17 protein-coding genes are annotated in these 19,089 nt (G+C 54.2%); 6 read left to right on the top strand and 11 right to left on the bottom strand.

The annotated features are described in order from the left end of the window. Nucleotides 1-577: 577 nt before the first annotated feature. The 9 genes from HY795_15675 to HY795_15635 all read right to left on the bottom strand — a co-directional run bounded on the left by HY795_15675 (nucleotide 578) and on the right by HY795_15635 (nucleotide 8,214). Entirely contained in the window at nucleotides 578-967 is a 390-nt protein-coding gene (locus HY795_15675) for a hypothetical protein (protein ID MBI4806664.1), read from the bottom strand. Between the two features lie 358 nt (nucleotides 968-1,325). Continuing rightward, the gene (locus HY795_15670) at nucleotides 1,326-2,084 is read right to left on the bottom strand and encodes a hypothetical protein (GenBank protein ID MBI4806663.1); all 759 of its coding nucleotides are present in this window, start codon (nucleotides 2,082-2,084) and stop codon (nucleotides 1,326-1,328) included. 45 nt (nucleotides 2,085-2,129) lie between these two features. Next, nucleotides 2,130-2,936 carry a hypothetical protein gene (locus HY795_15665; protein ID MBI4806662.1) on the bottom strand — a complete coding sequence of 269 codons (807 nt, stop codon included), beginning with the start codon at nucleotides 2,934-2,936 and terminating at the stop codon, nucleotides 2,130-2,132. A 38-nt stretch (nucleotides 2,937-2,974) separates the two neighbouring features. Continuing rightward, nucleotides 2,975-3,517, bottom strand: coding sequence for a hypothetical protein (locus HY795_15660; GenBank protein MBI4806661.1), 543 nt, complete (start codon nucleotides 3,515-3,517; stop codon nucleotides 2,975-2,977). Between the two features lie 173 nt (nucleotides 3,518-3,690). Beyond that, nucleotides 3,691-4,029, bottom strand: coding sequence for a hypothetical protein (locus HY795_15655; GenBank protein ID MBI4806660.1), 339 nt, complete (start codon nucleotides 4,027-4,029; stop codon nucleotides 3,691-3,693). 28 nt (nucleotides 4,030-4,057) lie between these two features. Continuing rightward, nucleotides 4,058-4,744, bottom strand: coding sequence for a hypothetical protein (locus HY795_15650; GenBank protein ID MBI4806659.1), 687 nt, complete (start codon nucleotides 4,742-4,744; stop codon nucleotides 4,058-4,060). A gap of 71 nt (nucleotides 4,745-4,815) precedes the next feature. Next, nucleotides 4,816-5,073, bottom strand: a complete 258-nt coding sequence (locus tag HY795_15645; protein ID MBI4806658.1) for a hypothetical protein — start codon at nucleotides 5,071-5,073, stop codon at nucleotides 4,816-4,818. Nucleotides 5,074-5,128: 55 nt separating this feature from the next. Next, a complete protein-coding gene (locus tag HY795_15640) occupies nucleotides 5,129-6,298 on the bottom strand; it encodes a site-specific integrase (protein ID MBI4806657.1) in 1,170 nt (389 codons plus the stop codon). Nucleotides 6,299-6,549: 251 nt separating this feature from the next. Next, complete coding sequence (locus tag HY795_15635) at nucleotides 6,550-8,214, bottom strand: Cache 3/Cache 2 fusion domain-containing protein (protein MBI4806656.1); 1,665 nt, start codon at nucleotides 8,212-8,214, stop codon at nucleotides 6,550-6,552. Nucleotides 8,215-9,383: 1,169 nt separating this feature from the next. On the opposite strand from HY795_15635, the gene HY795_15630 reads away from it, so the two are divergent. The 6 genes from HY795_15630 to HY795_15605 all read left to right on the top strand — a co-directional run bounded on the left by HY795_15630 (nucleotide 9,384) and on the right by HY795_15605 (nucleotide 14,333). Then, on the top strand, nucleotides 9,384-9,992 hold the full coding sequence (locus HY795_15630; GenBank protein MBI4806655.1) for a hypothetical protein: 609 nt from the start codon (nucleotides 9,384-9,386) through the stop codon (nucleotides 9,990-9,992). Between the two features lie 531 nt (nucleotides 9,993-10,523). Beyond that, nucleotides 10,524-11,531 (top strand): aminoglycoside phosphotransferase family protein, encoded by a 1,008-nt coding sequence (locus tag HY795_15625; protein ID MBI4806654.1) that lies wholly within the window; start codon nucleotides 10,524-10,526, stop codon nucleotides 11,529-11,531. Beyond that, the gene (locus HY795_15620) at nucleotides 11,528-12,271 is read left to right on the top strand and encodes an HAD family hydrolase (protein ID MBI4806653.1); all 744 of its coding nucleotides are present in this window, start codon (nucleotides 11,528-11,530) and stop codon (nucleotides 12,269-12,271) included. The genes HY795_15625 and HY795_15620 overlap by 4 nt, the downstream gene beginning before the upstream one ends. A gap of 38 nt (nucleotides 12,272-12,309) precedes the next feature. Beyond that, nucleotides 12,310-12,465, top strand: coding sequence for a hypothetical protein (locus HY795_15615; protein ID MBI4806652.1), 156 nt, complete (start codon nucleotides 12,310-12,312; stop codon nucleotides 12,463-12,465). Between the two features lie 52 nt (nucleotides 12,466-12,517). Further along, a complete protein-coding gene (locus HY795_15610) occupies nucleotides 12,518-12,775 on the top strand; it encodes a hypothetical protein (protein ID MBI4806651.1) in 258 nt (85 codons plus the stop codon). A gap of 580 nt (nucleotides 12,776-13,355) precedes the next feature. Beyond that, the gene (locus HY795_15605; GenBank protein ID MBI4806650.1) at nucleotides 13,356-14,333 is read left to right on the top strand and encodes a chemotaxis protein CheV; all 978 of its coding nucleotides are present in this window, start codon (nucleotides 13,356-13,358) and stop codon (nucleotides 14,331-14,333) included. A gap of 30 nt (nucleotides 14,334-14,363) precedes the next feature. Here HY795_15605 and HY795_15600 read toward each other — a convergent pair whose 3' ends face one another. Together HY795_15600 and HY795_15595 are read right to left on the bottom strand one after the other, a co-directional pair. Next, complete coding sequence (locus HY795_15600) at nucleotides 14,364-16,724, bottom strand: PAS domain S-box protein (protein ID MBI4806649.1); 2,361 nt, start codon at nucleotides 16,722-16,724, stop codon at nucleotides 14,364-14,366. A gap of 66 nt (nucleotides 16,725-16,790) precedes the next feature. Then, a complete protein-coding gene (locus HY795_15595; protein ID MBI4806648.1) occupies nucleotides 16,791-19,070 on the bottom strand; it encodes a Rossmann fold nucleotide-binding protein in 2,280 nt (759 codons plus the stop codon). Nucleotides 19,071-19,089 lie beyond the last annotated feature (19 nt).

The raw sequence follows: 19,089 nt of genomic DNA, 5'->3' as shown, positions 1-19,089 counted from the left end.
TGTACCCCGCGAAGAGCTTGACGGGGCCAGGAACACGGCCTATAAAAATGCCGTTGTCCCTTGTAAGGGGTTCAACCAAGTACCAAGACGCCCACTGCCGCCAAGCTGAAGGGCGTTTTTGGTTTTCTTGCGTCTGCCAATATCTGTCTGACCACCTCCCCTCTAGACTGCTTCGCGGCTAGCAAGCACGCTCTCCCGGATGCGCTGGAAATCTCGCACCACGTGTGAAGGCATTGGCCGGTATTCGTTGAGGTACTGACCAACGCTTGGCACGCTATAGCCAACTTGCTGGGCTACTTTATGTTGCGTCAGTCCGTGCTCACGAAAGAATTCCTTCCATTCTGTACCCCTTGATGGACTCATGCTGACTCTCCCATTGATTCTTCTTATTGTAGCTTTGGAGAAAAAATATATGAGTTGTCCGTTTGACACTCGATTAACCGGCAAGATATTCTTGGGATTTGAAACTATGCGCGCAGGCATTGAGAGCTGATTGTGGAGGGACCGTACGCCTCTACCTCCCTCTACAATTGTTTTGTATCGTATAACAGCGACATATTCCATAATATCACGTCGCTTACCTGGAAATAATCTCTCTTGTTACACTACCAAGGCTTGTATAGAGGTAGTTCCAGCTATACCCTACCGCTTTTAACTCTCCTTGAGAGATATTCACCACAGGGACAACTCCACGAACTATGCGTTGTATGTGGCGTTGTGATATGCCGAAACGGTCAGCTAGACACTTTGTGCTCTCTCCAGCCCTGCGAAGATCACATATCTCCTCATCCCGCCTAACATTTGCGGCATTCCCCTGCGGAAGATAACAGCCTCCTAGGTCCGCGATGATGTTATCAACAACTTTCCACGCCGTGGGGACATCGACGCCCGCCCTCGTTACACAGGCATGTAGGAGTTCGTAATAGTCCCTCCTCACGGCGTCAGTCTCCAGCCCTAGTTTTCTCATCAAACCCCATTGGCAACACCCTACCCTCTGGCCTCAGTCTGGACCTTGTGGGCGTCCATGAAGACAACAACGTCTTCCAGTTTGTACCTACAAGCTCGGCCTATCTTGGCGTATGGGATCCCCTGTTTTAGGAAGCGATCCCGCCTGAGGGTCGCGGTAGAAAGCCCCGTGATCTTCGCCACGTCTTTGTCGTTCAAATACCTAACCTCACCCATTTGGTGTTTCTCCTTCACCGTGTTTGGCAGGCCAAACAAAAAGGCCAACCGTGATGGCTGGCCTTCTAAGTCAGTAGCGAAAGAAATACCCCCCCTGCTAAGGCATTCCTTAAGGGTTAAGAGAAACCTTAGCGGTTTATGGGTTAGCCCATTGGGAGTACTTCCATCCTTTCGATGCAGTTGTTAGTCGCATCAAGAAGTTCCGCAAGTTGGTTGTCAGATTTATATTTATCAATAAAAAGTTCAGGCTTGTTGGGGTTCTGAAAGTCTTTACGAAATGCTGAGTATGTCTTTGCACGATGCTTCCATGGGATTTGATTGATGACACGATAATCCCACAACCACAGGCCAACTGCCCTAGTAAGGTTTTTTTCTTCTCTTGGCCGCCGCCGAAGAGCTCCAGTTCTTTGAATTTCCTTATAACATGCTTCATCCCAACCTTCTTTATATATTTCATCTACCTCGTTAACCATTCCATAATACATTTTAACCTCTGACAATATGGAAGCAAGTGGTGCTGAGAAATCTATAGACATAATCCTTGGCTTGCCACCACTATCTATTATAATTTCTGCGTCATATAATTTCTTAACATAATCTTGAGTTTGACTATCTGCAACAATATTCATCAGTTGTACATTAGCCCTTTTTTCGATTATTAGACTACCATAATCAAACGTATCGCTCATCAAACAACACAAAATTTCTGTTGAGCTGCAAAGAGAGTCATAGTAGTCATCCGACATTATTATCGTGTTGTATTTGTCACAAAAGTGTTCAGCAGAGATTTCTCCTTTCTTAACCTTAAAAAGGTCACTAACGAAATCTACATTTCGTTTCATATATTGGTGTTTCCAATGAGTTATAAAATACCTGTAATCTTGAGCTTCGCTGTATTCCATTTGATTTCCTCTCCCCCAATACGTCGAGCCTTACGGATCGCAGCGTCACCCCATGGGCAAAATTTCCATTTTATCGACACACTCTTTTGTCTTATCTAGCAGATCAGCGAGTTGATTGTCGCTAGCATATCCTTGTATGAATAACTTAGGATTCAATGGATTTTGATACTTATCACGAAAAGCTGAATATGACTTTGCTCGATGCTTCCATGGAATGCTGGCGCTCTCAACATAGTCCCACAGCCAAACGCCAACCGCCCTGGCTGTATTATTAATTTTTACCCTGACAAAGTTAGTTGATGTTTCTTTTGACTGAGCGAATTCCCACTCATTAGCCATTTCACGATACATCTCTCTTTTATTTCTGTCGCATAACACAAAATTTTTTACTGAATAGAGATGCTTTATTTCAAGTAACACAGTATCAAGCGGTTGCCTATAATCAATCAGCACCGACTCTGTTACATCACCCTGCGTATCCATTGAGACGTGACATGAAATTGACTTGTATCCACTTTCTTCCCTGCGTATTGGATACCTATAAACAAAAGAATGCGACAACAAAGCGATTAATATTTCATCAGAACTATCATAAAATACATCATTAACTCCATTATAATAACTAACTATATACTTACTTAACTCAACGACGTGTTGTTGAGCAGGCTCAGAAAATGCAACATCTGATTCATAATCCCCCGAGCATTCTTCCACGAAATAGTCAATGGTTGTCTCAAAGTAGTTTGTTTTCGAAATTGCTAATTCCTTGTCATACTTAAGAGCCCTCCTGGTGTACTCCCACAACCAGAATTCAATATAATCTCTTTTTTCTGAAAATGTTGCTTTTCCCATGTTTCACCTTAACCAACAGTAGATTGAAATTGCCATCATTAACGGCGGATTAGCAGCAACAAAGCGTTCTTATGTTTCTCTATCTCGCCAGCTAAATAGTTTACGTTGGCTTCCAGCGTCGCGATCTTTTTATTGTACACCTCAACATTTTTATTAAAAATAGCTACATTTTCTGACGTCTGCTTCTCAGTTGCCGTTGCCCATGAGACAAACCCTTTTGTTCGCTTATCAAAATCATCGTATAGCGCTATCATCGCTTTCAATGTTTTATCCGTCCTAGTCTTGTCCATCTCATCAACAGCTACTGCCATAGCTACTATTTGCCCTTGCAGATTCTCGATCTCTTTCTTTTGCTTTTGCTGATATTCTAGCATTTCTTGTAGGGAGTTCTTTACGGCAAGCTGAGTGGCAATTGCGGTTTCATTGCCTGCTTTTAGGCTTTTCATTTCCGACTCATGCCAGAAGAACATTCCGGCCAGGAGACACAGCAGGACAAATGAAATATTATAGCTAATTATGAGAGGTGTAGAAATACGTGACTTGCTATTCGTCGCTGAGGGTACGCCTTGCTCTTCAGACATAAAGCACCTCCGATAGCGAGATATTCAAGCGATGATTTAATATAGGCTAAAATACAAATTCTTGAAACAATCTTACCCTTCCCCACCCTAGGACATGGCGGGGCGGGAAGTTATCCCGCCCCCTGGCATGTTGACCTATCCTTTGGCCACTGCGCACAATGGAGAGTCTGCGGTCATCTTGGGCAAAACCTGACGCCAGTGATTGTGTTGGGCGACAGTTTGGGATGGGTATATGTCGCCCGGTATAGACCAACATCTCCAAAATGGTCCGCTATGCCCTGATCAAAACTTTTAAGACGACTTTCTGCGGCCTCGAGTAAGCGCTCAAGGACCATCATATCTCCCGCAATAGCATCGTTGTCTTGGTGATAGGCCCCCATACGATCTATTGCCACCCGTAGGGGCTCGATGGCCTGAAAAAGCTCGTCAGCGAACCAATTCACATAAGTATCTCCATCGTCTGCACCGGAAGGCATAACCTGCGCTTCCCTCTTTAGGGTCTGACTGGACATGGTCTCGCCTCCATACGGTTGTGGTTTGCTACGCAGCCAACTCGCACGGGAGAACAGCCCGCACCTCATCCGCCCATGGGATGCCCTCCACGTGACTTACGGGGACGTACTCGTCTCTTGCCAGCGGGATGGGGGCTCTCTTGGCTCTGTTTGCATACCTGTCCAAAGCGGGCGCATAGGGCCTACATATATGTTCAAACTCTGTCGCGAAGTAGAGTCCCCTTTGACTTAATTCGGGGGAAGACCCTGGATACATCGCCTTCCAGGCGAGCAAATTGGCACGCATCTCGGCAAATTGTTGGATTGCCCAAAACTCCACACCACCAGAGGGAATGTCTCTGTCAAATATCAACACGTTGTCCCTGGAGCGGACGTGCATAATCTCACGCCAAACGACGAAAGGATAAATATCTCCTGGGGGAACGGGTTGAAGGTCGATCCCCGAATCTTCGGAGTAGAATCCTTCCAGGTGAATCCTGTTTGCTAGAGAGATGACTGTCATCTCCCTACACCCGCGTTTGCCGAGCTTAATTCTCACCCCACTCACCATAGGATGAACAAAGGCCAACATACTGGGCGCATCTGACCAATCGTACACCTGTATTGGGACGCGTGCGTGAGTTCTGGCGAGGATGTCTAGCTTACGGAAGAGAGGCGGGGTCAAGAGGACGCTGTTGCCATCAAAAAGACCATTGGATAGGGACGGGCCAGCCATAATCGCACCTCCATGCGGTTACTGGTTAGGCTTGGCTGGGGAGGTCGCAACTCCCCAGCCAAGCCGTCCAACTATTCTACAGGCTTGAAAAACTCTTCATCAGCTCTGGTTGCCAAATCGATTAGTGATTGTATCATTATGTCTTCAATGCTTTCGGTTTTGTTGAAATGTTTAAAGTCATGGGCAGTTGAGTCATCAATTTGCCCTTTGATACCCGTGTATTCTCCATCAATATATACATCAAAGTAAGTGTCGAACCCGTCTCTTGAAACCCGAACCTCTCCCTTCACGTCACCCAGTTCAAAATCAACAATTTTTACCATCTGCATTGCACACTCCTTAACGAACAAAGTTACAAATAATGATATTTCAAGGCCGACTTAGTTAAATTATAGATTTTTCATTTTTTGTTCTATCTTCGCTATCTGTAGTCAGCTTGCTGAATATTTCCCCAGCGACTCCACTTGCCCGCTTCAGGGCATCATCTCTCAAGTGTGCGTAACGCTGGGTCATTTGCGGGCTCTTGTGCGTCATGAGTTTTTGAAGGGTGTACATATCCACGTCTCCAGAACTCGCCAACATGGTTGCGTAGACATGCCGTAAGCCGTGGATGGCTCGAAAGCTATCAGGGAGCCCGGCCTTCTGCTTGATCCGCGCTACTTGGTGGTTGATATCTACTCGCTGCTTCCCCCCCCTGCCAGGGAACACAAAAGGGCTATCAGTCCTTGGGAGTGACTCGAAAAGCAGACGGGCAGGATCGTTTAGCGGGACCTTCTGGCTTGGCCCACCTTTGGGGTCGCGGATGTGGATAAAACCCCGCTCGAAATCAACGTCTTCCCAATGGAGCTTAAACATTTCGCCGCGCCTCATGCCCGTGAGCAGGGCCATTTTCATAATGCCTGCAGCCCAGGGGTTAGGATCATCCTCCATTGCTTCGATGAGTGCCGAAAGCTGATCTGGTGTGAGATCTTCTGTTTTACAGTTGTCGACACGAGGGATTTCGAAAGAGAGCCTGGAGGGCTCAGGGGCGGGACAAAGCCCTTTAAGGACGGCGAATCGAACAAGGCGACGTAAAAGAGCTATGACATGCTTAACAGTCTGGGGGCTCTTCCCTTGTTTCTTGGTCAGAAGAACCCGTAGCCGGTCAACGTCTAATGTCAGGATCTCAGCGGGGACCTTGTTCGCGAACCTAGGGGAAATATATAGTGTATAGCGGCATTCGTCCTGTTTAAGACCCTTAATTTCTCGTTGATGTTTGTACTCTTCCCAAATGCGCTCGATGGTCCACCTATTTGCCTCAGCCTCTTTTGCGGCTGTGTCAGCTTCTCTCAAGTCTTTCCGTGACTGACGTTTCCCCTCTATCCGCTCAGCTCTGTAGGCGGCGGCCCTAGCTGGGGTCATATCATCGGCAAACTGTCTTCCAACCTTCTCTTCTATCAGCTTCCCATTCTTTTTGAAGACGACGTAGTAGACCAACTCTGTACCGCGCCCGCCAATCCTTCGGGCCTCACGAGTGAAAACACCTGGGTATTTCGTCTTTTGGCGCTTGGCCATTTTCCAACCTCAACTTTCCAACCCTATTTCCAACCTATTGGTTGGAAAATAGTAAAAGCCAGTAAAAAGTCAAGGCAATACTTATCAAATAAACCTCATAAATTTGAGCTAGTGTGGCTATCTGTAGAAACCAGTAAAAATAAAAACCTTGGGCCTCCGGAGCCAAAGGCCACAGGTTCGAATCCTGTACCGCCCGCCAGTAAAATCAAGGGTTTAGGCATGACGCCTGAGCCCTTTTTCCGTCTCTCGCCCTAAAACTTCTCAAAATCATCATCGTGCGTGTCCGAAGTCAAATTCAGGACCACCCCCTTCTTGGGTGCGGACGGCCTTTTTGGCGCGGCTTTGGGCCTGGGCGCTGCCGTTTTCGCGGGAAGGGCCTTGGGATTTGAATGGCGCACGCCCTGGGTCCCCCTGAGCTTGAAGTAACTCACGGCGGAAAGCAGCTGTTCGGCCTGGCTGGAGAGCTCTTCCGAGGTGGAGGCCATCTCTTCCGAGGCTGAGGCGTTCTGCTGGATGACCTGGTCAAGCTGCTGGATGGCCTTGTTTATCTGCTCCGCCCCGGCATTCTGCTCGCGGGAGGCGGCGGCGATTTCCTGGACCAGTTCAGCTGTTTTCTTGATGTCCGGCACCACGGCCATGAGCATGCTTCCCGCCTTTTCAGCCACTTCCACGGATTCCGACGACAAAACGGATATCTCGGAGGCGGCCTGCCCCGAGCGCTCGGCCAGCTTGCGCACCTCCGCGGCCACCACGGCAAAGCCCTTCCCGTGTTCGCCCGCCCTGGCAGCCTCGATGGCCGCGTTCAGGGCCAGAAGGTTGGTCTGGCGGGCGATCTCTTCAACTATCGATATCTTCTCAGCGATCTGCTTCATGGCGCCCACGGTCTGGCTAACGGCCCGGCCGCCTTCCTCGGCATCCTGGGCGGCCTTGAGGGCCATGGACGCGGTCTGGATGGAGTTGTCCGCGTTGTGCTGGATGTTGGAGGCCATTTCTTCCATGGACGAGGAAACCTCCTCCACGCTGGCGGCCTGCTCGGAAGCGCCCTGGGAAAGCGACACGGACGTCGCCGAAAGCTGCTGGGAGCCGGAAGCCACGTTGTTGGCCCCCTCCAACACCTCGCCCATCACCTCGTTCAAACGGCTGGACATCTCGCGCAGCGCATCGGCAAGCATGCCTATCTCGTCCTGCTGCTTCACCGTCAGGTCCTGGGACATGTCGCCCTTGGCCATTGCCTGGGCGAAAGCCATGCCCTGAACCACAGGGCCGGCAATGCCCTTGGCGATGATGTAGGCCAGCAATGCCCCCAGAATCATGGCCCCGACCAAACCGGTCAGGGAGGATTTGTAGATCACCCAGTCCAGGCCGTGCAGGGTTTCGGCCCGGTTCATTCCGAAATAGATTTTCCATTTGAATGGCGGGTAATCCTTCAAAGCGGCGACTTTCTGCGTCCCGTTGAATTCATAGGAGATAAATTTCTGTGTGTTCTCAATAAGCAGTTTCCCAAGTGCACCAAGTGTATTTACATCCTGGTTTATCAACTTCTGGTCAGGGTGGTAGACAAAGTACCCCTTGTCGTTGACGATGAATGCATACCCTTTTCCATCCACATTCACGGACTTGAGATACTCTTGCAGTTGTTTGCTGAACACGGTCTGGCCCGCAAAGATGGCACCAACAACCTTGTCGCCAGACAGAAGCGGCTTGTAGTCCACCAATTTCAGCACGCCGCCTACGGTTGCCAGGCCTGAGTAAGATTTCCCGGCGGCAAGGGCTTCATAAACGGGGCCTTCCTTGATTGAAGTGCCGACCATGCGTTTGCCTTCCTGCTCCACATTCGTGGAAATACGTACGAAGCTGTTGCCTTCGCGAAGGAAAATTGTCGCATCTGAATTATACTTTTTCTTTATACCATCCACAACCTCGAACTTGTTGTCCGTATCTTTGTTAAGTTTTGATGGATCTACACTGGCATGAAGACTGTCACAGACGGATTCCAAAAGGCTTTTTGCTGTTTGATGATACAGCATGACCGCCTCGCTGACTCCGGTCGCGGAGGTTTCCGCCAGGGCCTGACCCAATGTGAGAGCACGACTGTAAATGTTAAATACAGCTACGCCAGCTGAAACGAGAACAGCAAAGAAAACGATAGCCATCACTGCTGCCTGAAGCTTTGTCTGGATTTTCAGTCGTGCAAACACAGCTTGTCTCCTATATGTCAAGAGAATGACCACGCGCAGGAAATGCCAATTTCATCAACACTGCATTATACATGAACCGGAACAATGAAAAACACCGTCACAGTGATCACGGTTCTGGCAGCGTAAGGATTACCGGACCGAACAGATAATCTCCAACGACCGACAGCCACTGCAAGATTTCAAGGGTTCAGCCGATTAAAGCTGTCAGCCTGTAACCGCCTTACCATTGTCCGGGAAGCTTCGCAAACCTTCCCCCATGTATTTACTCGTCCGAGATCAACACCGGGAGGACTTACCCCAGACAGCATTGAGAACTCAAAGACACATGGAGATTGATCCGAGACGCCTATGAATACCATATGCATGGACCATACGGCCTAGTTCTCTCCAAGCAAGCCGTCCAAGAACGTGTGCCATTACTCTCTGATGCGCTGTTCTGAATTCGTTTCCCCGATGGCAACAGACTGGTGACACCTGGTACAACTGTTGTTGCTGTTTCATGTATGCTGTTAAGCCAGCCTATTCTGGGTTGAAGCAGAGAGGAATGCCTCTTTTTATATTCCGCGCCGCACTTCGAACAAGGCAGGAAAACACGAAAACACCGGCGCGCAAGCGGGCGAGTTTCACGCCTTGCGCACCACTGCTTGATGACTTATAAAATGGGGCTTGGCGTCCCGTTGTGACCGGACATCCGCCGCTGCGTAACCGCAACTGCATTGCGCCCGAGACAAACAAAGCCGCTGGCCGCCCCCCAGAGGCGCTCCTGGCACCTGGAACGATAACGCGGAAGCTGTTTCAACACCGAACGCCCTCGACAGAACCAACAGAAAAGCCGGACATAAGGCCATGACTTTCAAAGGCCAGCAAGCATAAAACAGGAGTTCACGATGAAGACTATATTTTCCATAATATGCGCACTTATTGTATCAGCACCTTCATTTTGTCTTTCAAATACAATAGACGGGTATCAAGACATCAAGTTCAACATGTCTCTCGATGATGTGAAGTCGAAAATAAACGCAGACAAAAACGGAATAACAACTCATGACTTATGGACAATATTTAGGCTGGCAAGATTCGAGGGAAGCCTGGGCTGTCTATTGAATGACAATGCAGTATATGAACAAAAAAATATTATTGAAGTATACAATACCGTTCGAGAGGCAGACAGCAAGCTTGTTGACGTGAAAATCCTAACGTACGCAGACATCAAAACGAAACAACAAGTTCAGATTTACTTTTACAAAAACAGGGTAATGTACATTATCCTTGCATCAAGCCACGACCACAATCTCGAAATGAAAAGCATGACTGATAAATACGGAAACCCGGTTCAATGTGGTTCAAAGTACAAAGAGGACTATTTCATTACTGGACAAGGGGCCATCAAACTCACCCGTTATTCCATAGAATACTTCAACATCCCCCTCTGCAAGGAGCATGCTGACGCAATGCGTTCCCTGGCAAAGAACTTGACGCCACAAGCCGGGCAGTAAGAATGTTACCCAATTGCCAGCTCCGGCTGCCTTAATCCGGAGTTGGCAATTGGTGCTCCACCACCCGGGAGAGGCCGTGGTAGCAACCGCCATCGCCAATCGCCCGAACATGTCCAAACGCTTCAACAAACCTCGATAATCCACCAGTACCCCCCCCAGGGCGTTCCATACGCCCGGACCGACCTGCGTTTTTACCGGCTTGCTCGCGCAGGCGGCGTGTTAGGCCGCTCCCCACCGGTCTGGACCACGACACCTCGCATCCACCCGTTTTCCTCTCCACCGGCCCGGCCGGTTCCGAACTCCACGGGAGGACGCCGGACGGGCGGCACATCATGCGCCAGAGCGACGGATCGCTCTGGGAGCTCCACTCAGGCGACGAGCAGCAGGGCCTGAAATAATTCACGCTCTCTCCCCTTGTGTGTTACAATCAGGTGACATAGATGATAAATAATGGCGTACCGCCAGCGCGTCTGGCTCGTCAGTTGGATGGCGTCCGCCTTATGCCCCTGCAACAAAGCCCGGAGCGTGACGATGTTCGGCAGGTACCTGGGACATGTTGACCTTCAGGACCCGCTGCATGCCTACATGCGCGACCATATCCTGCCGCAGCTTGGCGCCCACCCGGCCCATGCGGATTTCCGGGTTTTCCAGGCAGCCTGCTCGCGAGACGTCTACCTCTATGAGGAAAAGCACAGCAACGCGCGGCTTGTGGCCAAGTTCTATCCTCCCAAATTCCTCCACGGCCATCACCTGAGGACCGGAGAAACCGAATTCTCAAACCTCCTCCACCTTCGGGGCCTCGGGTTCGACTCCTGGCCGCACTACGTGGTGAAGCCCCTGGGCTTCAATCCGGCCATAAACAACGTGCTGATGATGGAGTTTCTCACCGGGGACTCGCTTAGCAAAGTGATCACCGAGGCCATGCACCTGGGCGCACGCGACAGGCTCTACCGCAAGCTCACCGCCCTGGCCCATTTCCTGGCCGCCATGCACAACCGGACCGTGGGAGACTGGGGGGTCATCTTCGACCACAGCTGCGCCTACATGGACCGCCTCATCGGTTCGCTCGTCACCAAGCGGGGAATGGGGCCGGACCACTCAGACGAACTCCGTTTCCTGCGTGAAGCTTGGCGCGGCCGCGGCGCCATGTGGGAAGACCGGGCCGTGCTGGTGCACGGGGACGCCACTCCCTCCAACTTCCTGTTCGGCAAGGGCCGGTCCGTCCTGGCCATCGACCTGGAGCGCATGCAATGGGCGGACAGGGCCTTCGACCTTGGAAGGCTCTGCGGCGAGCTGGCCCATTTCTTTTACCAGGGACAGGGAAATCCCGCCAATGCCGAGCCGTTCATCGGCCACTTCCTCTGGGAATACTGCTGCCACTTCCCGGACCGGGCGAGCGCCTTTGGGGCCATCACCAGGCGCATCCCCTTCTACATGGGCATCACCCTGCTGCGCATCGCGCGCAACTCCTGGATCGACTGGGGTTACCGCTGGCAATTGGTCAACCAGGCAAAAAAGATATTGAGGGCACTGCCATGAACGTGAAGGGCATCATTTTCGACATCAACGGAACCCTCGTCGACATCCAGACCGATGAAGGCAACGAGGAAATCTACCGTGGAATCAGCCATTTCCTGACCTATCAGGGCATACCGGCCCACCGCTGGGAGGTCCGGGACGAATACTACAGCATCATGGACGAGCAGCGCAAAAAGAGCACCGAGCAATTCCCGGAGTTCGACGCCGTGGAGCTGTGGCGGGAGTACCTGCGCCGCAGGCCGGAAGCCTGCAAGGCCCTGCCTCCGGGGAAGCTCAAGTGGATGCCGCAGTTCATGGCCGAGATGTACCGGGGCATCTCCCGGTACCGCTTGCAGCTCTACCCGGAAGTGCAGAACATACTGGACGAATTGTCGCAGCGCTACGAGCTGGCCGCCCTGTCCGACGCCCAGAGCGCCTGGGCTTTGCCGGAAATGCGGGCCGTGGGAATCGATCGCTACTTCGACCCCATCATCGTCTCCGGCGACCTGGGCTACAGAAAACCCGACAGCAGAATCTTTAAAGCCGCACTTGAAGGATTGGACATGCTGCCCGAAGAGGTGCTCTTCGTGGGCAACGACATGTACCGCGACGTTTTCGGGGCCAGCCAGATGGGCATGAAGACCGTCTTCTTCTCCTCCAACCAGGGCAGGAAAAAGCCGAGCGGGGCCGAGCCGGACTACATCATCTACCAGTTCGCCGAATTGCGCCAGGCCATTGCCTTTCTGGAGAACCAGAAATAATACAGGATAGCTTCTATCGATCGACCGGAGGTGCTGTCATGGCTCGCCTGCTGCTCTCGGCTGCCCGGATTCCGGCGCTGTGCCTCGTCCTCCTCGCATGGGCCGCCGAGGCTCCCGCCGCGCAGTACTCCTTCACCACAGTCAAGGACCGGCTCACCATGCCGGACGGGGTGGAACTGGCCCGCCCACTATGACGAGAACACCGGCACCACCACATACACCACCGGCGACGACGAAACCTTCACCGTGGGCAACGTCTCCGTGCGCCGCCACGAAACCAACACCTTCAAGGTAAAGGACGACGACCCGGCCCACGCCTCCTATGTGGCCGTCTCGGACTACGCCATCACCCTGCCCGGCCGGGCCATCAAGCTCGACGCGAAATACACCCTCGTATCCGACGAGAAGAACTTCAACCTGACCGTTACAAGGCGCCTGAGCGAAAACGGCAAGGTGGTGCGCGAAAAACGCTGGGACAAGATGATACCCCGGAACCTGCAGTGACGAGAAATGAGAATGTGATACCATCTCCAGAGCACGCTTTGTCCCGGAGATCGCGCCCTGCAAACAACGCATGACGGCGAAGGGCTCATGTCGGCGTTTCGAGTGTTGGCCATGATACAAAGACACCCTATCTTCACTGCGCCCTGTGTTATGCACAAGGCGCAAGCAACTTGCGCGCATCTCTTTGCATTTCAGCGTGCGCAGTAAATGTCATGTTCTGATTTTTTAAACATTGTTCGCACCCATTATACGTGCGAACAAACCGCATCTCATCAAAATACATAGGTATTTCGCCCTAGAAATCCATGCCGCACGCGTGTTGCATGAATCAGGTGAGCAAGGCAGGCAATCCGATCCATCCAAAAAAATTCAAGAACCTGCCGCACTTCGCAGGAACTTTCTTTCTTGATGTGTCCTCGCATTAGGCATAATAGAGCTGATGAAGCCAATCATTCATCCTTCCGGCTTTTATTTGGTTGCGGCTCGCAGTGGCGGCTACCCTGTCTTCAAATAATCCAGGAATCACGCCCCTGCCCCACGCTAGCCCACCGTATCCCTCTCCAGAAGCACGAGGTTGGACATGAGCTACGACAGGCAATTGGCTCTTACCGAAGTTGGCACCAATGAAGTTGAGATCATGGTTTTCTACCTGGATCTAAAGAATGGAGATTCGGTCAGCCGCGCATTCTACGGCATAAACGTCGCCAAGGTTTTAAAAATCACCCGCCTTCCCCAGCAAATAATGCGGCCGCCGGTCTCAGCGCACCATTCGGTCTGGGGGGCCTTCCATTTCAAAGACCGGGACAAGGTGGTCCCCATCGTCTCCCTGTCCAGATACCTGGAGCAGAACCAGGTGGAGGATCACGACACCCAGAAAATGATCATCACCGAATTCAACCAGGTGATGACCGGCTTTCTGGTCTCGGGCATCACCAGGATTTACCGCCTGAGCTGGGCGGATGTGGAACAGCCCAACAAGCACATCAACGAATATTCCAAGAACGCCTTCACCGGGCTTGTTAACCTTGAAGGCCACATTGTTTTCATTCTCGACATGGAAAAGATCGTCATCGAGCTCAACCCGGAATCCGGGAAGGACTTCTTCGGCGTCTCCGCGGGGATAAAGTCCGACCACAACATCAACGTGCTGCACGTGGACGACCAGCTTCTGGTGCGGCGCATGGTGAAAAAGGCTTTGGAACAGGACGAGGCTTTCAGCGTGATTTCCGCGGACAGCGGCAAGAACGCCTTGGACATATTGAAAGAAAAGGCGGAGGAAGCCAAGGAAGCGGGCGTGGAACTCACGGAGCTGGTGAACGTGGTGATCACGGACGTGGAAATGCCGGTCATGGACGGCTACACCTTGTGCCGGTCCATCAAGGACGATCCCGACCTGGCGCGCCTGCCCGTTTATCTCTTCTCGTCGCTCATCACGGAAGAGACCCAGCACAAGGGTGAATCCGTGAAGGCCGACGGGCAATTCCCCAAGCCCCAGACCGAAATGATGGCCAGGGAGATCATGGCGGACCTGGCCAGAAAATGCATCGCCAGCGCGTGAGCCCTCGCCGCTGACACGCTCCCCCTGTTCCTAGGAATTCAAACCGGGAACGTTTTCCGGACTCCCAGCGAACCGGCTTTCCAATTCGGCCAGCATAGTTTCCATTTCCTTGAGCGCGGCGGCGGCCCGCGATTGGTCGCCCTGGCGGCAGGCGCTCTCCAGAGCCTCTCCGGCCACTTGCAGCCCCGCGACTCCCCCGGACCTGGAGACGTCCTTCATGTCCCGGCCCATTCCGCCTGCCCCGGAAAGGTCCCCGGAATCAACCATTTCCTTGGCCGCCCGATATTTCGCACGCAGCGAAAGGATGAACCCCTTCAGGGCGCTCCCAAAGGGGGCACCCCCGCCCCGGCCACCGGCATGCGCGGAAGCAGCCTTATTTCCCAGCTGGCGGGCGATCTCACTTTGGACATCCCCCAACGAGACCGGCTTCGACAGGTATCCGGTCATGCCGGACGCGAGAAAGCGCTCCCTGTCTCCTTGCATGGCGTAGGCGGTCAAAGCCACCACAGGAATGTCCACGGTCCGTTCCCCGCACTCTCCGGACCGTATGCGCCGCACCACCTCCAAGCCGTTCAAGTAAGGCATCTGAACATCCAAAAAGACAATATCAAACTGATTGTCGCGCAGAAAGTCCAACGCGGCTTGGCCGTCCGGAACGGATGTGACCTGGTGCCCCAGCAGAGCCATGTACTCCTCGATGACGATGCGGTTGAAGTCGTTGTCCTCGGCCACGAGCACCCGGGCGGAACGAACCTGTGGTTGGGGTGCGTGCTTGTGTGTATCAGCTTTGTCACCGGACACTTCCGACTCGAACGCGGCGGTAAAATGAAACGCGCTCCCCTTGCCGGGCGTGCTGTCCACCCATATCCGCCCGCCCATCAGGGACGTCAGTTCCCGGCAGATGGCCAGTCCGAGCCCGACGCCCTGATACGCCTTCGAATAGGACGAATCCGCCTGGCGGAAACTTTCGAATATGGTGGGTATGTCCCCGGGGGCAATGCCCGGGCCTGTATCGCGCACGACAAAATGGAGAACGGACAGTCCGGGCCGGGATTGTTCCGCCAACGAAGCCTGTACGGTAACGCTCCCCTGTTCCGTGAACTTGCAGGCGTTACCCACAAGATTCGTCAACACCTGGCCAAGCCGGACAGGGTCCCCCTTGAGAAGATCCGGGATATCCGGGGCGATGCTGGCTAAGAGCCCTATGGCCTTTTCGCCGCAGGCGTAATTGAAGTTCGCAAGGACCTTGTTCACCACGTCCGCGAGCGAGAATCGCCTGGATTCCAAGGTGAGCTTTCCGGCCTCCACCTTGGAGAGGTCAAGCACGTCCCCGATAATGGTCAGCAGGGTCTGGGCCGAATCGGAAATCATGCTCAGGTGACGGGAGACTTTCTCGGGGTCCGGCACACGCTGCGAAAGTTCGGCCAGGCCGAGGATGGCGTTTATCGGGGTGCGGATTTCGTGGCTCATGTTGGCCAGAAACTCGCTCTTGGCCCTGGTGGCCGCCTCCATGGCCCGCACTGCCGCCTGAAGCCTGTCCTGGCTGAGCCTGCGCTCGGTGATGTCGCGCGCCACCCCGAACATTTTAACCGAGTCGCCCCGCTCGTTTCGCAGGATGCGCCCCCGTGAATGGACAAGCCGGACCTGTCCGTTGTCCGCCCGTATGATGCGGTGCTCGATGTCATACGGCGCTGTGCCGTCAATGGCCGCCTGCAAGGCAGCCTCCACGTGGGCCAGATCCTCCGGGTGGGCAAGTGGCATGACCTCATCCGGTGTGCGCGGAGGTTCTTCGACGCCGTGAATGATGAGCCATTGGTCGGAAAAGACCACTGAGTTGTCCAAAAGGTCCCATTCCCAGGAACCGAAATTGGCCAGGCTCTCGCCCTCATGGAGGATGGAGTAGCTTTTTTGCAGCGCCTCCTCGGCGCGCTTTCGGCTTGTAATGTCGCGGGAGACCCCAAGAAAGCCGGTGTGCGCCCCGCTTGCGTCAACTTGCGGCTTGACCACCACCTCAATCCAGACAGTGGAGCCGTCCTTGCGGTACTGTTCCAGCTCGACCCGCCGGGCGGGTTCGGAGTCTTCCCCCTTTTCCACCGCGCTCCGCCAGCTCTTCCATACGGCCAGCACATCGGCGAAAGACTGGGGAGTCATGGTTTCCTGAAGGGACTGTCGGCACGCTTCTTCCGGAGTCAGCCCGCGCAGACGCATGACGGATGGGCTTATGTAGGTGAAGCGAAGGTCGAGATCCAAGGTCCAGATGACATCTTCGGCATTCTCGGCCAGGATCCTGTAACGGCTGTCGGATTCACTTTGGAGGCGGTCCAAAGCGCTTCGAAGCTCGCGCACTTCCGCCAGGAGTTCCTCCCGGCTCTTTTCGCTATCCGTCTTCATCTCGGTTCCATACTGCAACTACTCCCAAGGCAACGGATCACGAGTTCATTAGGCACTGAGCCAAAATTATCCTTGTATTCCAGCCAATTCCAGGGCCCGGTCGATATAGGGCGGGATCACCAGTCCGGCCCTGGCCAGATTGTCCCTGGCCGCTTCCACCTTTGCGAGCTCTATCCCCGCCGTTTTCCAGTACGCCGCCGGGTCGTCCAAAAACGACTTAATGACGGCCAGGGCCTCAGGGTAGGACTTCACCAGATGGCAGCAGTTCACCACCCACATGGGCCCGAGCGGGGGAATCTCGGCCTGGCCCGCGCTATGGGCCGAGGAAAGCTCCTGGAACTGCTCGATGGCCTTGCGCCAGAGGTGGCCTCCGTCGCCGCCCAGGCCCATGGGGTCCACGAACACGTAGGGGGCGGGCAGGCAGTGCCCGATCTTCATGAAGGTGAGCGCCATGTTGATTTCGTAGCAGGTGCCGTAGCCGCCGATGTTGAACACCTTGAACAGCGAGCGTCGGTCCAGGATGTCTTGGCGGGTGTTTAAGGCGATGTTCACGAACTGCACCACGGCCTCGGGGGAGAAGTTCGTTTCCTGGCCGATCTTCTCGCCGTCTATGCCCACGCCGATGCGGTAGATTCCGTACCGGGCGGCCGCGTCGTCCACGGCCTTCATGACGCCCGGGCCGCTGCCGTGCGCCACGGCCAGCCCCTGCCCAAGGCGTTCGTCCCCGGCCAGGGCGGCGAAAAACTCCTCCAACTGCGGAAGCAGGATGGGCTTTAATTCGTCCACCACGGAACCGAAGAAGGCCACCGTGGTGTGCAGCCTGGAAATGCGCTCCTTGCCTTCAGACGTGACCCAGAAGCCGTTCTTGAATTCCCGGACATGGCAGTGCCCGTTCGATTCGAAAACCATGTAGAAGCGCATGCCCTCGCGCCACAGGCGGGTGATTTCCTCATAGGAGGACTGGTCGACGTAGTACTCCGGCTTGCCGCCGTTGTCCGCGTCGCGCATGTTGATGCTTTTTATGAGCACCACGCCCACGCCGTTTCTCTTGAGCACCCGCAGGGCGTCCACCGGGGGCAGCGAATCGCACACGAACACCTTGGAGAGGCTCTGGTCGCCGCCGACGTACTTGAGGTCCTGCAGGAACGACCTGAAACGCTTGGGGATTTCCTCGTCGGCCAGGACCGATTCCGGCACGTTGCCGCGCGCGCACTCGTACACCAGGCGCCACTGGAATTCCGGAATCCACCGCATGTCCTCCTGTTCCCAGGGGATGTTCACGATGCGCCCGGGCATCATGATGCGCCCGTAGAGCCCTCCCCGTCCCGGAGCGGCGGATATCTCGTCGAACAGCGCGTTGCAGGCCTCCGGGTTGAAGATGTCGGTTATTTCCGCGAAATCCACGCCCCGGCCCAGGATGGCCGTGGCCTTTCCGGGCTTCAACACCCGGCTGGAGATCGAGGCCACCCGCTCGTCCGCGGGATAAAGCTTGATGCGCACCCGCAGGTCCTTGCAGCTGACCGAATCGTCGCCTCGATTGTATATTTCCGCCTGGCGCAGGGTGCCCATGCCGGTGGTGCGCACCCCGTCCAAAAGCCTCGACGCCAGATGGAACACCGTCGGGTGGCTGAGATGCCGCGAGATGAACGCCGTGTACGGGCCAAGGGAAATGCGTATGGCGCTGACCAGAAACTCCTTGGGGCCAAGCTCCTCCGGCAGGCCTGACGGGGCTGGCTGCTGGAACATGGAGAGGCCGTGCTTGCCGCGAACGATCATCTCGGAAAAGTTGTTGGGAATGGAGATGAGGCGCTGGGAAATGATGTAGCGCACGTTCTCCAGGGGAAGCTCCACCACCCCGTGGGGGCTTATGTCGTGGTGCTCGGGAAGAAGCAGCTCTTCGCGTTCAAGCGCGGCCAGGACGTCCTCGCGCCCGAGATGGTCCCCCAGGGGCACGAAGAGCCTGCCGATGTCCACTGGGGCGCGCAGGGTCAGGGCCTGCAGGTCCGTCAGCGACTCGGCCAGGTGCCTGTTGAGGGCTGTGACCACCACCGGGAGTTCGATGGACCTGTGCTTGTCCGACACCACGGGATCGCCGTCGCCCAGGTGGATGTCTATGCCGATGCGCGAATGGCCGCTGCGGCCGCTTATGTCCAGGTAATGGTCCAGGGAGCGGGCCTGGCTCTTGGACTGCTCGGCGATATCGCGAACAAGCCCTCGCAGCGCGTCCGAAACGTGGTTCAGACGCCAGGTGCCGAAGAGCTGCGGCGCGGCCAGATCCTGATTGAAATGGATGACGCTGGCCTCGACCAGCTGCCCGTCGCCGGTGACAAAAGGAGCTTGTTTCATAAAAAGCGCGGAATCCTTT

This window comes from Desulfovibrio sp., from assembly GCA_016208105.1.
Classification (GTDB): domain Bacteria; phylum Desulfobacterota; class Desulfovibrionia; order Desulfovibrionales; family Desulfovibrionaceae; genus Fundidesulfovibrio.
Note: the sequence above shows the minus strand (reverse complement) of the source record. Positions and strands in the feature narration are given on the sequence as shown.

Excerpts from the sequence above, each read along its gene's own strand:
- HY795_15620 (MBI4806653.1), top strand. The coding sequence starts at position 11,528 with ATGAACGTGAAGGGCATCATTTTCGACATCAACGGAACCCTCGTCGAC.
- HY795_15630 (MBI4806655.1), top strand. The coding sequence starts at position 9,384 with ATGAAGACTATATTTTCCATAATATGCGCACTTATTGTATCAGCACCT.
- HY795_15600 (MBI4806649.1), bottom strand. The coding sequence starts at position 16,724 with ATGAAGACGGATAGCGAAAAGAGCCGGGAGGAACTCCTGGCGGAAGTG.
- HY795_15615 (MBI4806652.1), top strand. The coding sequence starts at position 12,310 with ATGGCTCGCCTGCTGCTCTCGGCTGCCCGGATTCCGGCGCTGTGCCTC.
- HY795_15665 (MBI4806662.1), bottom strand. The coding sequence starts at position 2,936 with ATGGGAAAAGCAACATTTTCAGAAAAAAGAGATTATATTGAATTCTGG.
- HY795_15670 (MBI4806663.1), bottom strand. The coding sequence starts at position 2,084 with ATGGAATACAGCGAAGCTCAAGATTACAGGTATTTTATAACTCATTGG.
- HY795_15640 (MBI4806657.1), bottom strand. The coding sequence starts at position 6,298 with ATGGCCAAGCGCCAAAAGACGAAATACCCAGGTGTTTTCACTCGTGAG.
- HY795_15675 (MBI4806664.1), bottom strand. The coding sequence starts at position 967 with ATGAGAAAACTAGGGCTGGAGACTGACGCCGTGAGGAGGGACTATTAC.
- HY795_15650 (MBI4806659.1), bottom strand. The coding sequence starts at position 4,744 with ATGGCTGGCCCGTCCCTATCCAATGGTCTTTTTGATGGCAACAGCGTC.
- HY795_15625 (MBI4806654.1), top strand. The coding sequence starts at position 10,524 with ATGTTCGGCAGGTACCTGGGACATGTTGACCTTCAGGACCCGCTGCAT.
- HY795_15660 (MBI4806661.1), bottom strand. The coding sequence starts at position 3,517 with ATGTCTGAAGAGCAAGGCGTACCCTCAGCGACGAATAGCAAGTCACGT.
- HY795_15655 (MBI4806660.1), bottom strand. The coding sequence starts at position 4,029 with ATGTCCAGTCAGACCCTAAAGAGGGAAGCGCAGGTTATGCCTTCCGGT.
- HY795_15595 (MBI4806648.1), bottom strand. The coding sequence starts at position 19,070 with ATGAAACAAGCTCCTTTTGTCACCGGCGACGGGCAGCTGGTCGAGGCC.
- HY795_15605 (MBI4806650.1), top strand. The coding sequence starts at position 13,356 with ATGAGCTACGACAGGCAATTGGCTCTTACCGAAGTTGGCACCAATGAA.
- HY795_15645 (MBI4806658.1), bottom strand. The coding sequence starts at position 5,073 with ATGCAGATGGTAAAAATTGTTGATTTTGAACTGGGTGACGTGAAGGGA.